The following is a 19117-nucleotide window of genomic DNA, read 5'->3' as shown; positions in this document are numbered from 1 at the left end:
TTACACCAGTACCCGTTCGATGCCGCCGTTGTTGGCCCGCGAGACGTACTCCGGCAGCCAGTTCTCGCCGAGCAGGTGCTTCGCCATCTCGATCACGATGTAATCGGCGCTGGTACCTGCGTCCTCGTTGTATCGCGACAGGCCCTGGAAGCAGGACGGGCAGGAGGTCAGGATCTTGACCTCGCCGCCGAAGCCGTCGCCGCGTAGCTTGTCGGCGCCCTTGCGCATCTCCTCTTCCTTGCGGAATCGGACCTGCGTCGAGATGTCGGGACGGCTGACGCCGAAGGTGCCGGATTCGCCGCAGCAGCGGTCGTTCTTTTCGATCTTCTGCGCATCGGCGGTCGTGATCAGCGCATTCACCGTCTTGAGCGGATCCTGCTGCTTCATCGGGCTGTGGCAGGGATCGTGGTACATGTAGCGCACCCCGTCCACCCCCTCCAGCTTCACGCCCTTCTCGAGCAGGAACTCATGGATGTCGATGATCCGGCAGCCCGGGAAGATCTTCTCGAATTCATAGCTCTGCAGCTGGTCGTAGCAGGTGCCGCAGGAGACCACCACGGTCTTGATGTCGAGGTAGTTCAGCGTGTTGGCGACGCGGTGGAACAGCACCCGGTTGTCGGTCATCATCTTCTCGGCCTTGTCGTACTGGCCGGCGCCGCGCTGCGGATAGCCGCAGCACAGGTAGCCCGGCGGCAGCACGGTCTGCACGCCGACATGCCAGAGCATCGCCTGCGTAGCCAGGCCGACCTGCGAGAACAACCGCTCGGAGCCGCATCCCGGGAAGTAGAAGACGGCCTCGGTATCCGCCGTGGTCTTTTTCGGGTCGCGGATGATCGGCACCACCTTGTCATCCTCGATGTCGAGCAATGCGCGCGCGGTCTTCTTCGGCAGGTTGCCCGGCATCTTCTTGTTGATGAAGTGGATCACCTGCTCCTTCACCGGCGGCTTTCCGTGGGTCGCCGGCGGCGCCTTGGTCTGCTTCTTCGCAAACTTCTTCAATACGTCGTTCGCCATCCGCTGCGCCTTGAAGCCGATGCCGGTCATCGCCTGGCGCGTCGCGTTGATCGTGGCAGGATCGGTGGCGTTCAGGAAGAACATCGCGGTCGCGGTGCCCGGGTTGAACGACTTCTTGCCCATCTTGCGCAGCAGGTTGCGCATGTTCATCGAGACGTCGCCGAAATCGATGTCGACCGGGCACGGCGTCACGCACTTGTGGCAGACGGTGCAGTGGTCGGCCACATCCTCGAACTCCTCCCAGTGGCGGATCGAGATGCCGCGCCGGGTCTGCTCCTCGTACAGGAAGGCTTCCACCAGCAGCGACGTGGCGAGGATCTTGTTGCGCGGCGAGTAGAGCAGGTTGGCGCGCGGCACGTGGGTCGAGCAGACCGGCTTGCATTTGCCGCAGCGCAGGCAATCCTTCACGCTGTTGGCGATGGCCCCGATATCGCTCTGCTGCATGATCAGCGATTCATGCCCCATCAGGCCGAACGACGGCGTGTAGGCATTGCGCAGGTCGGACGGCATGGCCGGGTCATTCAGCAGCTTGCCCTTGTTGAAGCGGCCTTCCGGATCGACCCGCAGCTTGTAGTCGCGGAAGTCCTTGATCTCGTCATCGGTCAGAAACTCCAGCTTGGTGATGCCGATGCCGTGCTCGCCGGAGATCACGCCGTTGAGCGAGCGCGCCAGCACCATGATGCGCGCCACGGCGGCATGCGCATCCTGCAGCATCTCGTAGTCGTCCGAGTTGACCGGGATATTGGTATGGACATTGCCGTCGCCGGCATGCATGTGCAGCGCGACGAACACGCGTCCGCGCAGCACCCGCTTGTGCAGCGCACTGCACTCGTCGAGGATCAGCTTGAATGCCGCGCCGTTGAATATCTGGCGCAGCGGCGCGCGCAGTTCCGCCTTCCAGGAAACGCGTATCGTACGGTCCTGCAGCACGTGGAACAGCGCGGCATCGGGCTGGCGCTGCAGGCGCTCGTCGATCCAGGTCATGGACAGGCCGAGCGCGGCCAGGTCGTCGTGCGCTTCGCGCAACGGCTTGTCGAGGTTGGCCAGCAGGTAGCTCCAGCGCGCGCCGACCTGGTCGACCAGCTGGCGGGCCTGCACCACGCGGTCTTCCAGCAATTCCTCGGCCGGGATGTCGGCATCGGCATCCTCGCTCTTGCCGACCGGGAGGTGGCTGGACGCAAAGAAGTCGCGCAGCGCTTCCGCCAGCTGCAGCTTGTTCTTGATCGACAGCTCGATGTTGATGCGTTCGATCCCGTCGGTGTACTCGCCCATGCGGTCGAGCGGGATGACCACGTCCTCGTTGATCTTGAATGCATTGGTATGCCGGGCTATCGCCGCGGTGCGCGCGCGGTCCAGCCAGAACTTCTTGCGCGTCTCCGGGCTGACGGCGACGAAGCCTTCGCCCACACGGGTATTGGCTATGCGCACCACTTCCGATGCGGCGCGGGCGACCGCTTCCTCGTCGTCGCCGACAATGTCGCCGAACAGCGCCATCTTCGGCAGCACGCCGCGCTTGGACTTGGTCGCGTAGCCGACCGCGCGCAGGTAGCGTTCGTCGAGATGCTCGAGGCCGGCCAGGATCGCGCCGCCCTTCTTCGCCTCGGCGTCGAGGAAGTCCTTGATTTCGACGATGGACGGGATCGCATCGCGCGCCTGGCCGAAGAACTCGAGGCAGACGGTGCGGGCGAACTTCGGCATGCGGTGCAGGATCCAGCGGGCGGAAGTGATCAGCCCGTCGCAGCCCTCTTTCTGGATGCCCGGCAGGCCGGCCAGGAACTTGTCGGTAACGTCCTTGCCCAGCCCCTCCTTGCGGAAGCGGCGGCCTTCGATCTCCAGGTATTCGGTGCGGAACGGCTCGGCCGCCTTGCCCTTCTCGGCCGGATGGGTCCACTCCAGCTTGAACCGCGCCACCGGGGCGTCGTGGATCTTGCCGAGGTTGTGGTCGAGCCGGGTCACTTCCAGCCAGTCGCCGTTGGGGTCGACCATGCGCCAGCTCGCCAGGTTGTCGAGCGCCGTGCCCCACAGGACCGCCTTCTTTCCTCCGGCGTTCATCGCGATATTGCCGCCGATGCAGGAAGCCTCCGCCGAGGTCGGATCAACGGCGAACACGAAGCCGGCTTTCTCGGCCGCGTCCGACACGCGCTTGGTAACGACGCCGGCGCCGGAATAGATGGTTGCGTACGGCCGGTCCACGCCCGGCAGCGTGGTCATTTCCACCGCGCCGAGCTGCTCCAGCTTTTCGGTATTGATGACCGCGGACATCGGCGTCAGCGGCACGGCGCCGCCGGTATAGCCGGTGCCGCCCCCGCGCGGGATGATGGTCAGGCCGAGCTCGATGCAGGCCTTCACCAGGCCGGCCATCTCGTCCTCCGAATCCGGCGTCAGCACCACGAACGGATACTCGACACGCCAGTCGGTGGCGTCGGTCACATGCGATACGCGCGACAATCCGTCGAACTTGATGTTGTCCTTCGCGGTATAGCGGCCCAGCACCCGGGTCGCGCGCTTGCGCAGGTCGTAGGTACTGCGGAACTCCTCGCCGAAATCGGCCACCGCCTTGCGCGCGGCCTTCACCAGCGCTTCCACGCTGGCGCTACGACGGCGCGCATGCGGGTCGCCCGCCTCGGCCAGGTCGCTGGTCAGGCGGCGCTTCTCCACTTCGTTCAGGCGATGCGTGAGTGCGTCGACCAGCGCCTGGCGACGACGCGGGTTTTCCAGCATGTCGTCCTGCAGGTAGGGATTGCGCCGCACCACCCAGATGTCGCCGAGCACCTCGTACAGCATGCGCGCCGAGCGACCGGTCTGGCGCTCGCCGCGCAGCTCGTCGAGCAGGCGCCACGCGTCCTCGCCAAGCAGGCGGATCACGATCTCGCGATCGGAGAAGGAGGTGTAGTTGTAGGGTATCTCGCGCAGGCGGGTGGGTGCCGCTTCACTCTGCGCATCGGAAATCAGTGCCTGGATTTGTGCTGGGGCGTTCATCTAAGGTGGTGCGCTAAGCATTAAAGGCGCATTTTAGCGTATTGCCATAGGCGAGGTCTGAACGGCCTTACACGACGTGTGGCTAAACCATTGAAAATGTTGAATTCTTTTCCAAGCCAGCGGATTTTGGCGGGGGAAGGCAACTACAGCCAGGTTGCCAGCTGCCGCCAGAAGCCGTCGGGGATCCAGAGCAGCGCGCCGGTCATGGTCAGGTAGCGGAGGAACTTCCCGATCGCCATGTAGCCGACCGATGGCCAGAATGGCAACTTGAGCCACCCCGCCAGCGTGCAGATCGGGTCGCCGAGACCGGGCAGCCAGGACAGCAGCATGGTCTTGGCCCCGTAACGCTGCAGCCAGCCGAACCAGCGGCTCTCCCGCTCCCTCGCGAACGCTTGCTTGGCCCCATAGCCCATCCAGTAGTCGATCACGCCGCCGATCGTATTGCCGAGCGTCGCCACCAGGATCGCCGGCCAAAACAGCGACGCATTGGCCTTCACGACCGCAAATACCGCCGGCTCGGACCCCATCGGCAGCAGCGTCGCCGACAGCATGCTGATCAGGAAGACCGAGGTCAGCCCGACGTCGGGAACGGCGAGGACTTCCAGCAGCCAGCGTGTTGCGGTTTCGATCATCGGAGGCAGGAGATGCGGGAAGGCAAGGGGCGTCCATTATAATGACGAGTTCCCTTGCGCGTCGCACGGGATCTGCCGAAAACCGCATGCCGATGACTACCGACTACCTGAAGAAAATCCTCACTGCGCGCGTCTACGACGTTGCGGTGGAATCGCCACTGGAGCTTGCCCCCACCCTCTCCGAGCGGATGGACAACCGGATTTACCTGAAGCGCGAGGACGTGCAGAGCGTGTTCAGCTTCAAGCTGCGCGGCGCCTACAACAAGATGGCGCACCTTAGTCCCGCGCAGCTCAAGCGCGGCGTGATCTGCGCCTCGGCCGGCAACCATGCGCAGGGCGTCGCGCTGTCCGCCAGACGACTCGGCTGCCGTGCGGTGATCGTCATGCCCACCACCACGCCGCCGGTCAAGATCGACGCGGTGAAGGCGCGTGGCGGCGAGGTCGTGCTGTTCGGCGATTCCTATACCGACGCCTACAACCATGCGCTGACGCTGGAAAAGAAGCAGAAGCTGACCTTCGTACATCCGTTCGACGATCCGGACGTGATCGCCGGCCAGGGCACCATCGGCATGGAGATCCTGCGCCAGCATCCCGGCCCGATCCACGCGATCTTCGTGGCGATCGGCGGCGGCGGCCTGATCTCCGGCGTCGCCGCCTACGTGAAGGCGGTGCGGCCCGACATCAGGATCATCGGGGTGCAGTCGACCGACTCCGACGCCATGGCGCGCAGCCTGAAGGCCGGCCGGCGCGTGACGCTGCCCGACGTCGGCCTGTTCTGCGACGGCACCGCCGTCAAGCTGGTCGGCGAAGAGACCTTCCGTCTTGCGCGCAAGTATGTCGACGACATCATCCTGGTGGATACCGACGCCGTCTGCGCCGCGCTGAAGGACGTTTTCCAGGACACCCGCAGCATCCTCGAGCCGGCCGGTGCGCTGGCCATTGCCGGTGCCAAGGAATACATCGAGCGCGCCAAGGCATCCAGGAAACCGGTGCGCAACGAGAACCTGGTCACGATCGCGTGCGGCGCCAACATGAACTTTGATCGCCTGCGCTTCGTCGCGGACCGGGCCGAGGTCGGCGAGGCACGCGAGGCGGTGTTCGCAGTCACCATCCCGGAGGAGCGCGGCAGTTTCCGGCGCTTCTGCGAACTGACCGGCCCGCGCAATGTGACGGAGTTCGTCTATCGGATCAGCGATTCGAAACAGGCGCATGTGTTCGTCGGCCTGCAAATCTCGAACAGCGAGGAATCCGGCAGGATCACCAGCAACTACGAGAAGCACGGCTTCAAGGCGCTCGACCTGACGCACGATGAGCTGGCCAAGCTGCACATCCGCCACCTCGTCGGCGGCAAGAGCCCGCTTGCGCACGACGAATTGCTATACCGCTTCGAATTTCCCGAGCGCCCCGGCGCGCTGATGCGCTTCCTTGCCTGCATGGCGCCGAACTGGAACATCAGCCTGTTCCACTACCGCAACCAGGGCGGTGATGTCGGCCGCATCCTGGTCGGCCTGCAGGTGCCGAAGAAGGAGATGAAGGACTTCCGCGGATTCCTCGCCGGCCTCGGCTACCGCTACTGGGACGAGAGCGACAATCCGGCGTACAAGCTGTTCCTGTAACCTGGCGGCGGGCGCGTGAACAACACGACGTGCCGGCTGTCCTAGAAATTTTTGCGTATGACCACCCCCAACCAGCCCGACGCTTCGCCGCTCGGCAAACCGACCGCCTACCAGGCGGAGTACACGCCCTCGCTGCTGTTCCCGATCGGACGCCAGCAGAAGCGTGATGAGATCGGCGTCAGTGGCACCCTGCCGTTCTTCGGCATGGACATCTGGAATGCCTACGAACTGTCCTGGCTCAACATGCGGGGCAAGCCCCAGGTGGCGGTCGCCAGCTTCATGGTGCCGGCCGATTCGCCCAACATCATCGAATCCAAGTCCCTGAAGCTCTACCTCAATTCCTTCAACCAGACGCGGGTGGCAAGCCCTGAAGCGCTGGCAGACATGCTGCGGGCCGACCTGTCGGATGGTTTCGGCAGCGGCGTCAATGTGAAACTGACGCTGCCGGACGCCTTCGGCACCCTGCAGATGGGCGAGCTCGACGGTCTGCTCCTCGACCGCCTGGACATCGAAGTCGACGCTTACACGCCCGATGCCGGCCTGCTGCAGGCGCGTCACGACGAGTCTCCGGTGGAAGAGACCCTGGTGTCGCACCTGCTGAAGTCGAACTGCCTGGTCACCGGCCAGCCGGACTGGGGCAGCGTGCAGATCCGCTATGTCGGTGCGCCGATCGACCAGGAAAGCCTGCTGCGCTACCTGATCGGTTTCCGGAATCACAACGAATTCCACGAGCAATGCGTGGAACGCATCTTCATGGATATCCTGCGCCGCTGCCGTCCACAGAAGCTGGCGGTGTACGCCCGCTACACCCGACGGGGTGGACTGGATATCAATCCCTGGCGCAGCAATTTCACCACCGGACAGCGTCCGTCCAACGCGCGCAACGCACGCCAGTAGAAAGGCAAGGTCGGGTTTGCTCCTGAAAAACTTTTTCTGCAGCAGCTTGTCCAAGCCCCGCGCCGTTGCTGCTGATACGCGACATCGGCGGGGCGTTGCTTTCCTGCTCGGCATCAATGGGCGTTCTGGAAGGGATCCTATCCTTTGGATTACGCATCCCGCAAAGAGGCCTATAATGCGTCTCGAAACCGTGTTTTGTGCAGTGCACCAAGGGCTTTCCCCAAAATGACGAATCTGGCGAGAATCCTGTCAGCGAACAATGTCGTGCTTGATCTGGAAGTGTCGAGCAAGAAGCGCGCATTCGAGCAGGCAGGATTGATATTTGAGAACAACTGCGGCATCGCGCGCTCGGTTGTGTCGGATAACCTGTTCGCCCGCGAGCGCCTCGGATCCACCGGCCTCGGTCACGGCGTGGCGGTACCCCATGGACGGATCAAGGGACTGAAGGCGCCGCTCGCGGCGTTCGTCAGGCTGAAGGAAGCCATCCCCTTCGAATCCCCGGACGGCCAGCCGGTCAGCCTGCTGGTTTTCCTGCTGATCCCCGACCACGTCACCCAGCAGCATCTCGAAATCCTTTCCGAGGTCGCCGAAATGTTCTCCGACGAGGCTTTCCGACAGGTGCTGGCGAGCGATCCGGACCCCGTTTCGGTGCATGCGCGGATCCTCGCGTGGCAACCCAGCATCCACGCCTGACCCTGCAAGCGCATGCCCGCTTCCACCCATCTGACGATCCAGCAGCTGTTCGACGATACCCGCGAGGCGCTGCAGCTCGGCTGGTTCGCGGGCTTCCCCGGGGGCGAGCGCCGGATTTCGGGTGACGCCACTTCCGCCGCCGACCAGGTTGGCCACCTGAACCTGATCCACCCGGGCCGCCTGCAGGTATTCGGCCACCAGGAGATCCAGTACTACAACCGTCTCTCGCCGGCGTCGCGCAAGTACCAGACCGAAGAACTGGTCGCCGGCGAGCCGCCGGCGTTCATCATCGCCCAGGGCCTGGAAACGCCGCCCTACATCCTGGCGATCTGCGACGAGAAGAACATACCGCTGTTTTCGACCCCGCTGCCCGCGGCACAGGTGATCGACTACCTGCGCGTCTACCTGTCCAAGGAACTGGCGCAACGGGTGACGATGCACGGCGTCTTCATGGATGTGCTGGGCGTGGGCGTGTTGATCACGGGCGAGTCCGGCCTGGGCAAGAGCGAGCTCGGTCTCGAACTCATCTCCCGCAACCATGGTCTGGTGGCCGATGACGCCGTGGAGTTCGCCCGCATTGCCCCGAACATGATCGAAGGCCGCTGCCCGCCGCTGCTGCAGAACCTGCTCGAAGTGCGCGGCCTCGGCCTGCTGGATATCAAGACGATCTTCGGCGAGACCGCGGTGCGGCGCAAGATGCGGCTCAAGCTGATCGTGCACCTCGTTCGCCGCAGCACCCTGGAGGAGAACTACGAGCGTCTGCCGCTGCATTCGCAGACGGAAGAGGTGCTGGGCCTTCCGATCCGCAAGGTCGTGATTCCGGTCGAGGCCGGCCGCAATCTCGCAGTCCTGCTCGAGGCCGCCGTGCGCAATACCATCCTGCAGCTGCGCGGCATCGATACGCTGAAGGAATTCATGGAGCGCCAGCAAAGGGCGATGGGCAACGACTAGCGCCGCCATGCCCGCCTGCGCGCATGCGACCGGCAGATGCTTACGGTATGATTGCCGCATGCGCATCATACTCATCACCGGCATCTCCGGTTCCGGAAAATCCGTCGGGCTCAACGCCCTGGAGGATGCCGGCTATTTTTGCGTCGACAACCTGCCGCCCAAGTTGCTGCGGCAGCTGGTTGAGACGCGGATGGAGGAAGGCGGCGAACCGCTCGCCGTGGCGATGGATGCCCGCAGCGCCGACTCGCTGCTCAGCCTGCCCGGCGACATCCAGCAGCTCAAGCGCGAAGGTCATGACGTGAAGGTGCTTTTCCTGACGGCCAAGACCGAGTCCCTGATCACCCGCTTTTCCGAGACCCGCCGCAGCCATCCGCTGTCGCACCGGGTGCGCCCCGACCGCGTTTCGGAGGACCAGCCCACGCTCACCGAATGCATCCTGCGCGAGCGCGAAATGCTGTCGGGGATCGAAGGACTCGGGCACATGATCGACACTTCGGGCCTCTCCGCCAACAAGCTGCGCTCCTGGATCAAGGACCTGGTCGAAACCGAAAGGACCGCGCTGACGCTCCTGTTCGAGTCCTTCGCATTCAAGTACGGTGTGCCGCTCGATGCCGACCTGGTGTTCGACGTCCGGGTGCTGCCCAATCCGTACTACGATACGGCCTTGCGCCCATTCACCGGGCGCGACGAGCCGGTGATTGCCTTCCTCGATTCCCAGGCCCATGCCGCCGAGCTGATGGCGGACATCCGCACCTTCATCGAGAAGTGGCTGCCCGCTTTCAAGAACGACAACCGCAGCTACCTCACGGTCGCCATCGGATGCACCGGCGGCCAGCACCGCTCGGTGTACATGGTCGAGCAGCTGGCAAAACACTTCCGCCGCTTGAGCGAGCGCGTACTCCTGCGCCACCGCGAGCTGTCCTGACACCTCCCACCCAATCCGACCGTCCATGCAGCAAAACGAATGGCTGCCGCTTTTTCCCCTGAAGACCGTCCTGTTCCCGCAGGGCGTGCTGCCGCTCAGGGTATTCGAGACGCGCTATGTCGACATGGTCAGGGAATGCATGAAGCGCGACCAGCCGTTCGGCGTGGTGCTGATCAGGTCGGGCCTGGAAGTCGGGGCTGCGGCCGAGCCCGAGGAGGTCGGCACGCTGGCGCATATCCGGTCGTGGGACGTGCCGCAGCTCGGGATGATGATGCTGCAGACCGAAGGCGGCGCACGCTTCCGCATACTGGAAAGCCGCGTGCTGCAGGACCAGCGCCTGGAAGCGCGGGTCGCGATGCTGCCGGCGGATGCCGTCCAGCCTCCCGACGCCTTGCACGTGCAATGCGCGACGGCGCTGAAAACGGTGATCGACAATATCGAGCGGCAGGGACGGAACGAACAGGGCGGCGATTTCATCAGCCCATTTTCGCAGCCGTTCCGGCTCGACAGCGCCGGCTGGATCGCCAACCGCTGGTGCGAGCTGCTGCCGATTCCGCTCAAGGCCCGTCAGAAACTGCTTGAACTGGACGATGCGCAGTCGCGCCTCGCGGTGGTGCACCAGTTTCTGCAGCAGCACGGCATCGTCTGACCGTCGCCGTCGCGCCGGAAATGCCAAAAGAATATCGTCGGCGGCCGGCCGCCCTGCCCCGTCCCTTGCCCCGCGCCTTTTCTTGAACCCGTTTGTCGGTGCGCAAAATCGGCCAAAGGCATTCATAGGATAAATGCAGGGGTCGCCTTCCTGTTTCGCCAAACCCCTTGCTTCCTGCCTCGCAGGCCCTGTCAGGTACCATCTTGAGCGCATATCGTATGTTAATGGATGACGCACGCGAGACCCTGCGGTCCGAGTCGATCAACCGACGCAGGACCATGCCGCCGGTACGGATGCCGCAGGTTTCCCCGATCAGCCTGATCTCGCTGTTGTACGCGCTCAGCCTGTTCATCTTCTACCGCCAGGGTTTCATCAGCGGGACCAAGTTCGTCGTGATCGCCCTTATCGTCGTCGGCAGCATCGCCGGCTTCTATGCGATGTTCCGCCTCGGCTACCATGCCCGCTTCAGGGAGCCGAGCCTGATGCTGCCGCAGCTGGTGGTATCGCTCGGGATCATGCTCGGCGTGGCGTGGATGGAACGCGCGACCCAGATCGCGCTGGTGCCGTTCATGTTGATCGCCTTTTCATTCGGTATCTTCCGGCTGACGACCTCGTCGCTCATCCTGCTGTCCATCCTTTGCCTGTCCACCTATCTCGGGATCATCCTGCAGCGCGGCCAGAGCGCCGGCTTCAACGACATGTTCCGCGCCGATCTCGTGCAGTGGTGCGTGCTTGCACTGACACTGCCCGGCATGATCCTGGTCGGCAAGCAGATCCAGAACATGCGCCAGCTGCTGCGGGCAACGCGCTACCAGCTCGAACACTACGAGGAAAAGTCGGTACGGGACGAGCTGACCGGCCTGTACAACCGCCGCCAGTTGCAGACCGAACTCGAACAGGCCCGCCTGCAGGCCGGAACCCGGGGCGTTCCTTTTTCGATCTGCCTGATCGATATCGACCGGTTCAAGCAGATCAACGACACCAACGGTCACCTTGTGGGCGACACCATCCTCAAGGAATTTGCCCGGACCGCCCGCAACACCATTCGCGATACCGACATCCTGGGGCGCTACGGCGGGGACGAGTTCATGCAGATCCTGCCCGACACCGACGTGAAAGGCGCGGTCATGCATGCGGAGCGCCTGCGGGTCTACGCCCACTTCCTCGATTTCCAGAAGGTGCTGCCGCAGAAGCACATTTCGCTATCCATCGGCGTCGCCGAGTACCGCCCCGGCGAGAAGCTGACCGACCTCATCGCGCGCGCGGACGCCGCCTTGTACCGCGCCAAGCAGCTCGGCCGCAACCGGGTGGAATGGTCAGCCGAACAGGTCGGCGCGGAATACAGCCAGCAGTAGCTTCTTCACCGGCGCCGGCAATGGCGCATCGGCAAGCCCATCCGCGGCGTACCAGACGTAGCCGCTCTGTGCCACCCGTTCTTCCCGTCGCTCCAGCCGCACGCGGTAGGGATCGACATGCAGCCTGAAATGCGTGAAGACATGCGAGAACGCTTGCAGCTTCTCGCATGTCCCGGGATGGCCGAAACGGGCAGCGGCAGCGGAAATGGCATCCGGCCCGGCGCCCCGATCCAGTTCCGGTAGCGACAGCAGTCCGCCCCAGATACCGCTGTCAGGTCGCTGTTCCAGCAGCACCTCCATGCCGCTGGTGACGACCAGCATTGCGGTATGCCGTTCCGGGATCGCCTTCTTCGGCTTGCGCATGGGGAGCAGATGGGTCCTGCCCTGCGCCAGCGCGACACAACGATGCGCCAGCGGGCAACGCGCGCAGGACGGGCGACTGCGGGTGCACAGGGTAGCGCCGAGATCCATCAGGCCCTGGGTATACGCCTCCATCCCGGTCTGCGGCAGGAGCGCTTCTGCGCGCTGCCATAGCTTGTCTTCCACGGCTTTCGCGCCCGGGTACCCGTCGATGCCAAAGACCCGGCAGAAGACGCGCTTTACATTGCCGTCGAGGATGGCAGCGCGGGCGCCGAAGGAAAAGGCGGCAATCGCCGCTGCGGTGGAACGACCAATCCCCGGCAGTGCCGCGAGCTGCAGCGGATCCTGCGGAAAGCTGCCGCCGTATTCGGCAACGACCTGCCGGGCGCATCGGTGCAGGTTGCGGGCGCGGCTGTAGTAGCCGAGGCCGCTCCAGTGCGCCATCACGTCTTCGGAAGAAGCCGCGGCGAGTGCACCGACGTCCGGAAAGCGTTGCAGAAAGCGCTGGTAGTAGGGAATGACCGCGCTGACCTGAGTCTGCTGCAGCATGATCTCGGACAGCCAGACGCGATACGGATCGCGGGTGTTCTGCCACGGCAGCGCGTGACGCCCATGCTGCTGCTGCCACGCGATCACCTCTTCGGCGAAACCGGCGCCGGGCGGCAACGGCGCTGCGGCGCCCGTTTCGGCGGGCGCCGGGTCCAGCAGTTTCTTCATTTTCGCTAGGCCGCCGCTTTCAGTGCCGAGAGTTCGGCGCGGACCGCGTTGCGCAATTCGGTTTCCAGTGCGTCCAGCCTCGCCTTTTGCTCGTCAAGTTCGTTCTGGATCGCCTCCAGCGCGGCCACCTTCTCTTCCAGGCTGTCGGTGGCGACGTGGATGCGCTCTATCGATTGCCGGCGCTTCTTCAGCTGCTGCTTGTGTTCCCATATCTGGGCTTCCAGCGGCGCCATCACCACCTTCAGCCAGGCCTCGACATCGCGGTTGGCCTGCAGGAAGCTTTGCTTGACGCGGGAGGCGATCGAATCGAAGAATTTCGACATCAGCGCCACCTGCGGCATGGTGAGTACCGCGGCTGCACCGAACTGCTTGTGATAGACGGCCTCGATCAGCGCGATCTCCTTCTGGTACTTGTCGAGGGAGAACGGCATCGGGGACGACAGCGCGAGCCCGTGCTCGGTCGAGAACTTCCGGTACATCACGCTCATCATCGCCGTGATTTCCTCGGTCTTCCTGGCGGACTGGCCGAGGTTGTACCGCACGCGGGTGAAGAACTCCTTCACCGCCGCCCGGATGCCGGCTGTGAAGCGGCTCTCCTCCATCGCCTTGCGGGTCTCGGCGATGTCCTGCTTCAGGATATCCATGCCGAGGTTGGTGAATACCTCGGTCGACAGGCGCGTGAAGACCGCGCGCGTGCCCTGCAGCTTCAACAGGCTGCCGTCGAACTCCTTCTTCTCGAGGTCGACCCGCTTCATCATGTGCTCGATGATGTTCTGGTTCTTGCCGCGCAGGCTCCTGAGCTCGACCAGCTGCTCGACCACGCTGCGACTGCGTGCCGCAAGCAGCGACTGGCTTGCGCCGGCCAGCTCGTCGATCTCGGTCACCAGCTGCTCGCGAACGATTTCCTGCTTGCGCGGGATCAGTTCCTCGGACAGCGCGGATTCGAGCTGCGGGAGGCGGCTCTTCGCCAGCAGCGCGGCGTCGCGATTGACCTTGCCGACCAGCCCCTTCTGCGCGGAGATCGGGAAGACCTGTCCCTTCTGCAAGCTGAGCGTCTGCGCGACGCTTCCCACCTGGCGGTCGATCTGCTCTTCCACTTCGGATGCCGTGCGCAGCTCGTCCCACATGCTGTCGATCTTGTTGAGCACGACCATGCGCGCCGGTCCTGCGCCAATGTGGTCGCGCCAGACATCGATATCGCTCTTCGTGACGCCGGTATCCGCCGCCAGCACATACAGCACCGCATGCGCGTTGGGGATCAGGTTGAGCGTCAGCTCCGGCTCCGTGCCGATCGCATTGAGGCCCGGGGTGTCAATGATCACCAGGCCCTGCTTGAGCAGCGGATGCGGGAAGTTGACGATGGCGTGCCGCCATTGCGATACCTCGACCAGCCCGTCCTCGCCGACGGCCATGGCCGAATCCGCATCGTCCTCGTGGTACAGGCCGTACAGCCTGGCTTCCTCGACCGACACGCGCTTGGTCAGGCTGACCTGCTTGAACGCCTCGAGCATGCCGTCGCCGGAATGGATGTCGAGCGGGAGAACCGTCCAGACATGGCTCTGGTCCTTGAAGTCGCTGGTCGACGCTGCCTGCGCCCGCGTCTCGATCGGCAGCAGCCGGATCGAAGGCGGGAAGGTCTCGTCGTAGAGCAGCTCGGTCGGGCACATGGTCGTGCGGCCGGCCGAGGACGGCAGGATGCGCTGGCCGTAATCGGCAAAGAAGATTGCATTGATCAGCTCGGATTTCCCGCGCGAGAACTCGGCGACGAAGGCGATCGACAGCTTGTCATCGGTCAGCCGGGCCGCCAGGCGCGCCAGGCGCTGCTCCCCGGCCGCATCGCTCAGCTCGGCTGATTCGACGCAGGCGCGGTAGCGCGCCAGTGCGGACAGCACCGCGTTGCGCCATCCGCTGTATTCCTGGAACTTCTGCACCAGATTGCTCACGGTAACCCCGGTCTTGATAGTGATATGCAGCAATCTAGCATTCCGGAGCTACTTTTGACAATTTGGGCAATAGAAGGTCGAGCGTTGTCCTTGCTTCAACTGTCGCACCAGGCTGCCGCATGTGCGGCAGTCCTCGCCCGCCCTGTCGTAGACAAAATAGCTCTGCTGGAAGTAGCCCGGCTGCCCATCGGCCGCCATGAAATCGCGCAGCGTGCTGCCGCCTTTCGCGATGGCGGCGGTCAGCGTTTCCCGGATTGCCTCCGCCAGCTTGCCGTACCGCGCAGGACCGATGCGATGTGCGGCCGTCTTCGGATTGATGCCTGCCCTGAACAGGCTTTCGGATGCGTAGATGTTCCCGACGCCAACGACGATGTCTCCGGCAAGCAACACCTGTTTGATCGGCGCGCTCCGGTGGCGTGTCAGCCGGTAGAGAAGCTGCCCGTTGAAGCCGTCGAGCAGAGGCTCGACGCCAAGGCTGCGCAGCAGAATGTGCTCTTCCAGGTCGCCGTCCTCGCGGTCGTGCCACAGCACCGCCCCGAAGCGGCGGGGATCGGTCAGGCGCATCACCTGCGGACCGATGACGAGGTCGAAGTGGTCGTGCTTCTGCGCCGGCGTGTCGGCCGGAAGGATGCGCAGGTGACCCGACATCCCCAGATGGACAATCAGGGTGCCGTGCTCGAAGCCGATCAGCAGGTATTTCCCGCGCCGCCCCGTCGAAAGAATTCGCCTGCCGCGCAGCAGCGCGGGCAGGTCCGATGGAAAGGGCCAGCGCAGGCCGGTATGCCGCAGGACGACGGACGTGACCTGGCGGCCATCCAGATGCGGCGCGACGCCGCGGCGGGTAACTTCTACTTCGGGCAGTTCGGGCATGGAAGGCGTACTTTTTGCAGAATGACAAATTTGATGCCGTGCGAGCGTGCTATCAGTAGCCCTGGCGTCACGCGAGGCCGGGCTTCCGGGTCGGGCACCGCGGAATGCCGGCATGCTTCCGGACAGCGAACGACGATCCAGGGATCGCGCGGGCGGGACCCGGTCACCGCCGAGCGCAGCCGCATGACATTGGGCGTAAAATGGCCCAGGCCTTATTCTTCGGGAAATCCCCTTGAAAAACACGCTTCTCATTGTAACTCTGCCGATCGCTCTCGCGGCGTGCGCAACGCGCGCGCCACAGAAGGCGGACATTCCGCCGATCGCGGCATCCGACGTCGCGCAGGCGCAGGGGCGCACCTCTCCGCGGCGGCTGCCGGTCGCGCAGACGTCCCGCGCCGCAGGCGAAGAAAAGGTGGAGGAAGCGCTGCCTGCAATGGACCTGAGCGAGGAGCTGCTTTTCAAGCTGCTGAGTTCGGAAATCGCATTGCAGCGCGGCGAATGGCAATCGGCCTACGTGACCGTCCTCGGGGCGGCGCAGCAGACCCGCGACCCGCGTCTCGCGCGGCGTGCTGCGGAGATTGCGCTGGGCGCCAAGCAGGTCGACGAGGCGCTCGCGGCGGTGCGACTGTGGCGCAGCATCGCGCCCGAGTCCGACGAGGCGGCGCAGTACTACCTGAGTTTCGCCATCCTCACCGAAAACCTGGCGGAAGCGAAGCCGATCCTTGAGCAAAGGCTGAAGGAAGCCCGACCGCAGACACGTGGCCTGCTGGCTTTCCAGATGCAGCGCCTGCTGGCCCGGGCCAAGGACAAGACCGCTGCCTTTGCATTGCTGGAGGAGGTGCTCGCGCCCTACCGCGACCTGCCTGAAGCCCGGCTCGCGCTGGCGCAGGCCGCCTTTGCCAACGGCGACGCCGAACGTGCGCGCAGGGAGGCGCAGGCCGCCTTGCGCAGCAAGCCGGATTCGGAGCTGGCGGTGCTGGCGCTGGCCCAGGTCACACCTGACAAGGCTGCCGCTACCGGCATCCTGCGCGACTTCCTCAACCGCTATCCGAAATCGCGCGATGTACGCCTCGCGCATGCGCGCCTGCTGGTCGAACAAAAGGAATATCCCGAGGCGCGCCGCGAATTCGAAACGCTGCTGAAGGACGAACCCGACGACCTGACCTCGCTGTACGCCCTCGGCGTGCTGGCTGCGCAAACCAATGACCTCAAGGCGGCGGAGGCTTACCTGACCCGGTATCTGTCCGTGCTGGAATCCAGGCCGGACGAGGAACGCGATCCGTCGCAGGCACTGCTGCTGCTGGCGCAGATCGCCGAGGAGCGCAAGGACAGCGAGGCGGTGCTGAAGTGGCTCGGCCAGATCGAGCCCGGTGAAGCCTTCCTGAGCGCGCAAGTCAAGCGCGCCCAGGTGATGGCCAAGCGCGGCGAACTCGACGCGGCGCGCAAGCTGCTGCAGGAAGTGCCCGCGAGCGGCGAGCGCGAGCAGGCCCAGCTGATCATTGCGGAGGGCCAGCTCCTGCGCGACAACGGCCAGCTGCCTGCGGCGCTGGACGTGCTGCGCCAGGGGATGAAGCGCTTCCCGTCCAATACCGACCTGCTCTACGACTTCGCGATGCTGGCGGAGAAACGCGGGCTGTGGGATGAGATGGAAAGCGCGCTGCGCAAGATCATGTCGCTCGCCCCCGACAACCAGCATGCGTACAACGCGCTCGGCTACTCGCTTGCGGAGCGCAACATTCGCCTCGACGAAGCCCATGCGCTGATCGAGAAGGCACTGAAGCTGGCGCCGGACGATCCCTTCATCATCGATAGCATGGGCTGGATCCAGTTCCGGCTCGGCCGCCTGAAGGAAGCGGAAGACCTGCTGCGCCGCGCCTACGCCTTGCGTCCGGACGTCGAGATCGCGACGCACCTGGGTGAGGTCCTGTGGGTACGCGGCCAGCGCGACGATGCGCAGAAGCTTTGGCGCGATGCGCAAAACAAGGACCCGCAGAACGACACGCTGAAGAGCACGCTCGCACGGCTCAACGTCCGGCTATGACCCTGCCCGTCGGTATCCGGGTGGCGATCGCGTCCACCCTGGTTTTGTCCGCCTGCGCCACCGTCAGCCCGACCGCCGCCCCGGATGGCCCTGCCGCGACGGCGGAGCGCGCCTTCCGGCAGCAGCTGTCGCTGGGCGGGCGCCTGTCGGTCCGGTACCAGGGGCCGCAGAAGGAAGAAGCGATCCATGGCAGCTTCTCCTGGGCGCAGACAGCGGAACGCACGACGGTCACCCTGCTGTCCCCGCTCGGCCAGACTGTCGCGCTGATCGAAGCCGGTCCGGCCGGCGCCACCATGACCCAGGCGGGACAGCCGTTGCGGGTGGCGGCCGACGTCGACACGCTGACCGCCGAGGCGCTCGGCTGGCCGCTGCCGGTCGCCGGCATGCGCGACTGGCTGCAGGGTTTCGCCACCGATCCCGAGGGCCGCCGGGCCGTCGCCTCCCCCGCGCGGGACACGCTGCTCACCCGCGACGGCTGGCGCATCCACTATGCCGCCTGGTCGGACGACGGCCGGCCGCGCCGCATCGACCTCGCCCGCAATACCCAGCAGGCAGGCGAAGTTTCCATCCGCATCGTGATCGACACATGGCAAGCGTCCTGAAGAATTGCCCGGCTCCCGCCAAGCTGAACCTGTTCCTCCATGTCACCGGCCGCCGGCCGGACGGCTACCACCTGCTGCAGACCGTGTTCCAGTTGCTGGACGCCGGCGACAGCCTGGACTTTGCGTGCCGGGACGACGGCATCATCCGCAGGACGACCCCGATCGAAGGCGTGCCGGAAGACGATGACCTGGTGGTCCGGGCAGCCAGACTGCTGAAAGAGGCGATGCCGGATCGGGAGCGCGCCCGGCATGCCGGCGTCGATATTGGCATCGACAAGCGGCTGCCGATGGGGGGCGGACTGGGCGGTGGCTCCTCCGATGCCGCGACGACCCTGGTGGTGCTGAACCATCTGTGGCAGGCAGGACTGGATCGCCGTGCACTGATGGCGCTCGGGCTGCGTCTCGGCGCCGACGTGCCGTTCTTCATTTTCGGGCGCAATGCATTTGCCGAAGGGGTCGGCGAAGCGTTGACCGAAGTGGCGACGCCGGACTGCTGGTACGTGGTGCTCGAGCCCGGCGTGGCCGTCCCGACGGCGGCGATATTTTCCAATCCGGAATTGACAAGGGATTCGAAAGCCGTCAGAATAACGGACTTTCCTGACGCGGCCTTTCGCTTCAGGAAAAACGATCTCCAAGCAGTAGCCGAAAGGCTTTTCCCGCCGGTCTCCGAAGCCCTCGAATGGCTCCGGCAGTTTGGCGAAGCAAGGATGACCGGTTCCGGCGCATGTGTGTTTTGCGCTTTCGCGCGTAAGCACGAAGCCGATGCCGTACTGCAGGCGGCAGGGACTACCGGTAAGCCTGGCTGGAAAGTCTGGAAAGCAAAGTCGATCGAGCGCCACCCGCTCTCGCACCTGCTGGAATCGTAGCCAAAGA

15 protein-coding genes are annotated in these 19117 nt (G+C 64.6%); 10 read left to right on the top strand and 5 right to left on the bottom strand.

Annotated elements, in window-relative coordinates; genetic code table 11:
* Both VIM12_RS08725 and VIM12_RS08720 read right to left on the bottom strand, forming a co-directional pair.
* Complete coding sequence (locus VIM12_RS08725) at positions 1-3993, bottom strand: FAD/FMN-binding oxidoreductase (RefSeq protein ID WP_331941227.1); 3993 nt, start codon at positions 3991-3993, stop codon at positions 1-3.
* Between the two features lie 143 nt (positions 3994-4136).
* Positions 4137-4625 (bottom strand): YqaA family protein, encoded by a 489-nt coding sequence (locus tag VIM12_RS08720; RefSeq protein ID WP_331941226.1) that lies wholly within the window; start codon positions 4623-4625, stop codon positions 4137-4139.
* A 41-nt stretch (positions 4626-4666) separates the two neighbouring features.
* Here VIM12_RS08720 and ilvA point away from each other — a divergent pair, with 41 nt between their 5' ends.
* The 7 genes from ilvA (at position 4667) to VIM12_RS08685 (ending at position 11711) form a co-directional block, all read left to right on the top strand.
* The gene (gene ilvA, locus VIM12_RS08715) at positions 4667-6241 is read left to right on the top strand and encodes a threonine ammonia-lyase, biosynthetic (protein ID WP_331941225.1); all 1575 of its coding nucleotides are present in this window, start codon (positions 4667-4669) and stop codon (positions 6239-6241) included.
* Between the two features lie 57 nt (positions 6242-6298).
* Positions 6299-7138 carry an NADPH-dependent 7-cyano-7-deazaguanine reductase QueF gene (gene queF, locus VIM12_RS08710; protein ID WP_331941224.1) on the top strand — a complete coding sequence of 280 codons (840 nt, stop codon included), beginning with the start codon at positions 6299-6301 and terminating at the stop codon, positions 7136-7138.
* 225 nt (positions 7139-7363) lie between these two features.
* Positions 7364-7831, top strand: a complete 468-nt coding sequence (locus tag VIM12_RS08705; RefSeq protein WP_331941223.1) for a PTS sugar transporter subunit IIA — start codon at positions 7364-7366, stop codon at positions 7829-7831.
* Between the two features lie 12 nt (positions 7832-7843).
* Positions 7844-8782 carry an HPr(Ser) kinase/phosphatase gene (gene hprK, locus VIM12_RS08700; RefSeq protein ID WP_331941222.1) on the top strand — a complete coding sequence of 313 codons (939 nt, stop codon included), beginning with the start codon at positions 7844-7846 and terminating at the stop codon, positions 8780-8782.
* Positions 8783-8840: 58 nt separating this feature from the next.
* Positions 8841-9707, top strand: a complete 867-nt coding sequence (rapZ, locus tag VIM12_RS08695; RefSeq protein WP_331941221.1) for an RNase adapter RapZ — start codon at positions 8841-8843, stop codon at positions 9705-9707.
* A 25-nt stretch (positions 9708-9732) separates the two neighbouring features.
* The gene (locus VIM12_RS08690; RefSeq protein ID WP_331941220.1) at positions 9733-10356 is read left to right on the top strand and encodes an LON peptidase substrate-binding domain-containing protein; all 624 of its coding nucleotides are present in this window, start codon (positions 9733-9735) and stop codon (positions 10354-10356) included.
* A 218-nt stretch (positions 10357-10574) separates the two neighbouring features.
* Entirely contained in the window at positions 10575-11711 is a 1137-nt protein-coding gene (locus tag VIM12_RS08685; RefSeq protein ID WP_331941219.1) for a GGDEF domain-containing protein, read from the top strand.
* On the opposite strand, the gene mutY is transcribed toward VIM12_RS08685, so the two are convergent.
* The 3 genes from mutY to mutM are packed head-to-tail and all read right to left on the bottom strand — an operon-like array spanning position 11673 to position 15601.
* Positions 11673-12788: an A/G-specific adenine glycosylase gene (mutY, locus tag VIM12_RS08680; RefSeq protein WP_331941218.1), complete on the bottom strand. Its 1116-nt coding sequence runs from the start codon at positions 12786-12788 to the stop codon at positions 11673-11675. The genes VIM12_RS08685 and mutY overlap by 39 nt on opposite strands.
* Before the next feature lie 5 nt (positions 12789-12793).
* Positions 12794-14731, bottom strand: a complete 1938-nt coding sequence (locus tag VIM12_RS08675; protein WP_331941356.1) for a dynamin family protein — start codon at positions 14729-14731, stop codon at positions 12794-12796.
* Positions 14732-14779: 48 nt separating this feature from the next.
* Positions 14780-15601 (bottom strand): bifunctional DNA-formamidopyrimidine glycosylase/DNA-(apurinic or apyrimidinic site) lyase, encoded by an 822-nt coding sequence (gene mutM, locus VIM12_RS08670; protein ID WP_331941355.1) that lies wholly within the window; start codon positions 15599-15601, stop codon positions 14780-14782.
* Positions 15602-15833: 232 nt separating this feature from the next.
* On the opposite strand from mutM, the gene VIM12_RS08665 reads away from it, so the two are divergent.
* The 3 genes from VIM12_RS08665 to ispE are packed head-to-tail and all read left to right on the top strand — an operon-like array spanning position 15834 to position 19110.
* Complete coding sequence (locus tag VIM12_RS08665) at positions 15834-17642, top strand: tetratricopeptide repeat protein (RefSeq protein WP_331941217.1); 1809 nt, start codon at positions 15834-15836, stop codon at positions 17640-17642.
* A complete protein-coding gene (gene lolB, locus VIM12_RS08660; RefSeq protein WP_331941216.1) occupies positions 17639-18244 on the top strand; it encodes a lipoprotein insertase outer membrane protein LolB in 606 nt (201 codons plus the stop codon). The genes VIM12_RS08665 and lolB overlap by 4 nt, the downstream gene beginning before the upstream one ends.
* The gene (gene ispE, locus VIM12_RS08655; RefSeq protein WP_331941215.1) at positions 18229-19110 is read left to right on the top strand and encodes a 4-(cytidine 5'-diphospho)-2-C-methyl-D-erythritol kinase; all 882 of its coding nucleotides are present in this window, start codon (positions 18229-18231) and stop codon (positions 19108-19110) included. Before lolB ends, ispE begins: the two co-directional genes overlap by 16 nt.
* The last annotated feature ends 7 nt before the right edge of the window (positions 19111-19117 follow it).

It is taken from the genome of Noviherbaspirillum sp., from assembly GCF_036563305.1.
Taxonomy (GTDB): Bacteria; Pseudomonadota; Gammaproteobacteria; order Burkholderiales; family Burkholderiaceae_D; genus Noviherbaspirillum.
The sequence above is the reverse complement of the archived record's forward strand: the minus strand, read 5'-3'. Positions and strand labels throughout refer to the sequence as shown.

Bases quoted from the DNA above. Each gene is read 5' to 3' on its own strand.
- VIM12_RS08690 (WP_331941220.1), top strand. From the start codon at position 9,733: ATGCAGCAAAACGAATGGCTGCCGCTTTTTCCCCTGAAGACCGTCCTG.
- VIM12_RS08705 (WP_331941223.1), top strand. From the start codon at position 7,364: ATGACGAATCTGGCGAGAATCCTGTCAGCGAACAATGTCGTGCTTGAT.
- VIM12_RS08685 (WP_331941219.1), top strand. From the start codon at position 10,575: ATGTTAATGGATGACGCACGCGAGACCCTGCGGTCCGAGTCGATCAAC.
- VIM12_RS08725 (WP_331941227.1), bottom strand. From the start codon at position 3,993: ATGAACGCCCCAGCACAAATCCAGGCACTGATTTCCGATGCGCAGAGT.
- rapZ (WP_331941221.1), top strand. From the start codon at position 8,841: ATGCGCATCATACTCATCACCGGCATCTCCGGTTCCGGAAAATCCGTC.
- queF (WP_331941224.1), top strand. From the start codon at position 6,299: ATGACCACCCCCAACCAGCCCGACGCTTCGCCGCTCGGCAAACCGACC.
- mutM (WP_331941355.1), bottom strand. From the start codon at position 15,601: ATGCCCGAACTGCCCGAAGTAGAAGTTACCCGCCGCGGCGTCGCGCCG.
- VIM12_RS08720 (WP_331941226.1), bottom strand. From the start codon at position 4,625: ATGATCGAAACCGCAACACGCTGGCTGCTGGAAGTCCTCGCCGTTCCC.
- hprK (WP_331941222.1), top strand. From the start codon at position 7,844: ATGCCCGCTTCCACCCATCTGACGATCCAGCAGCTGTTCGACGATACC.
- ispE (WP_331941215.1), top strand. From the start codon at position 18,229: ATGGCAAGCGTCCTGAAGAATTGCCCGGCTCCCGCCAAGCTGAACCTG.
- lolB (WP_331941216.1), top strand. From the start codon at position 17,639: ATGACCCTGCCCGTCGGTATCCGGGTGGCGATCGCGTCCACCCTGGTT.
- ilvA (WP_331941225.1), top strand. From the start codon at position 4,667: ATGACGAGTTCCCTTGCGCGTCGCACGGGATCTGCCGAAAACCGCATG.
- mutY (WP_331941218.1), bottom strand. From the start codon at position 12,788: ATGAAGAAACTGCTGGACCCGGCGCCCGCCGAAACGGGCGCCGCAGCG.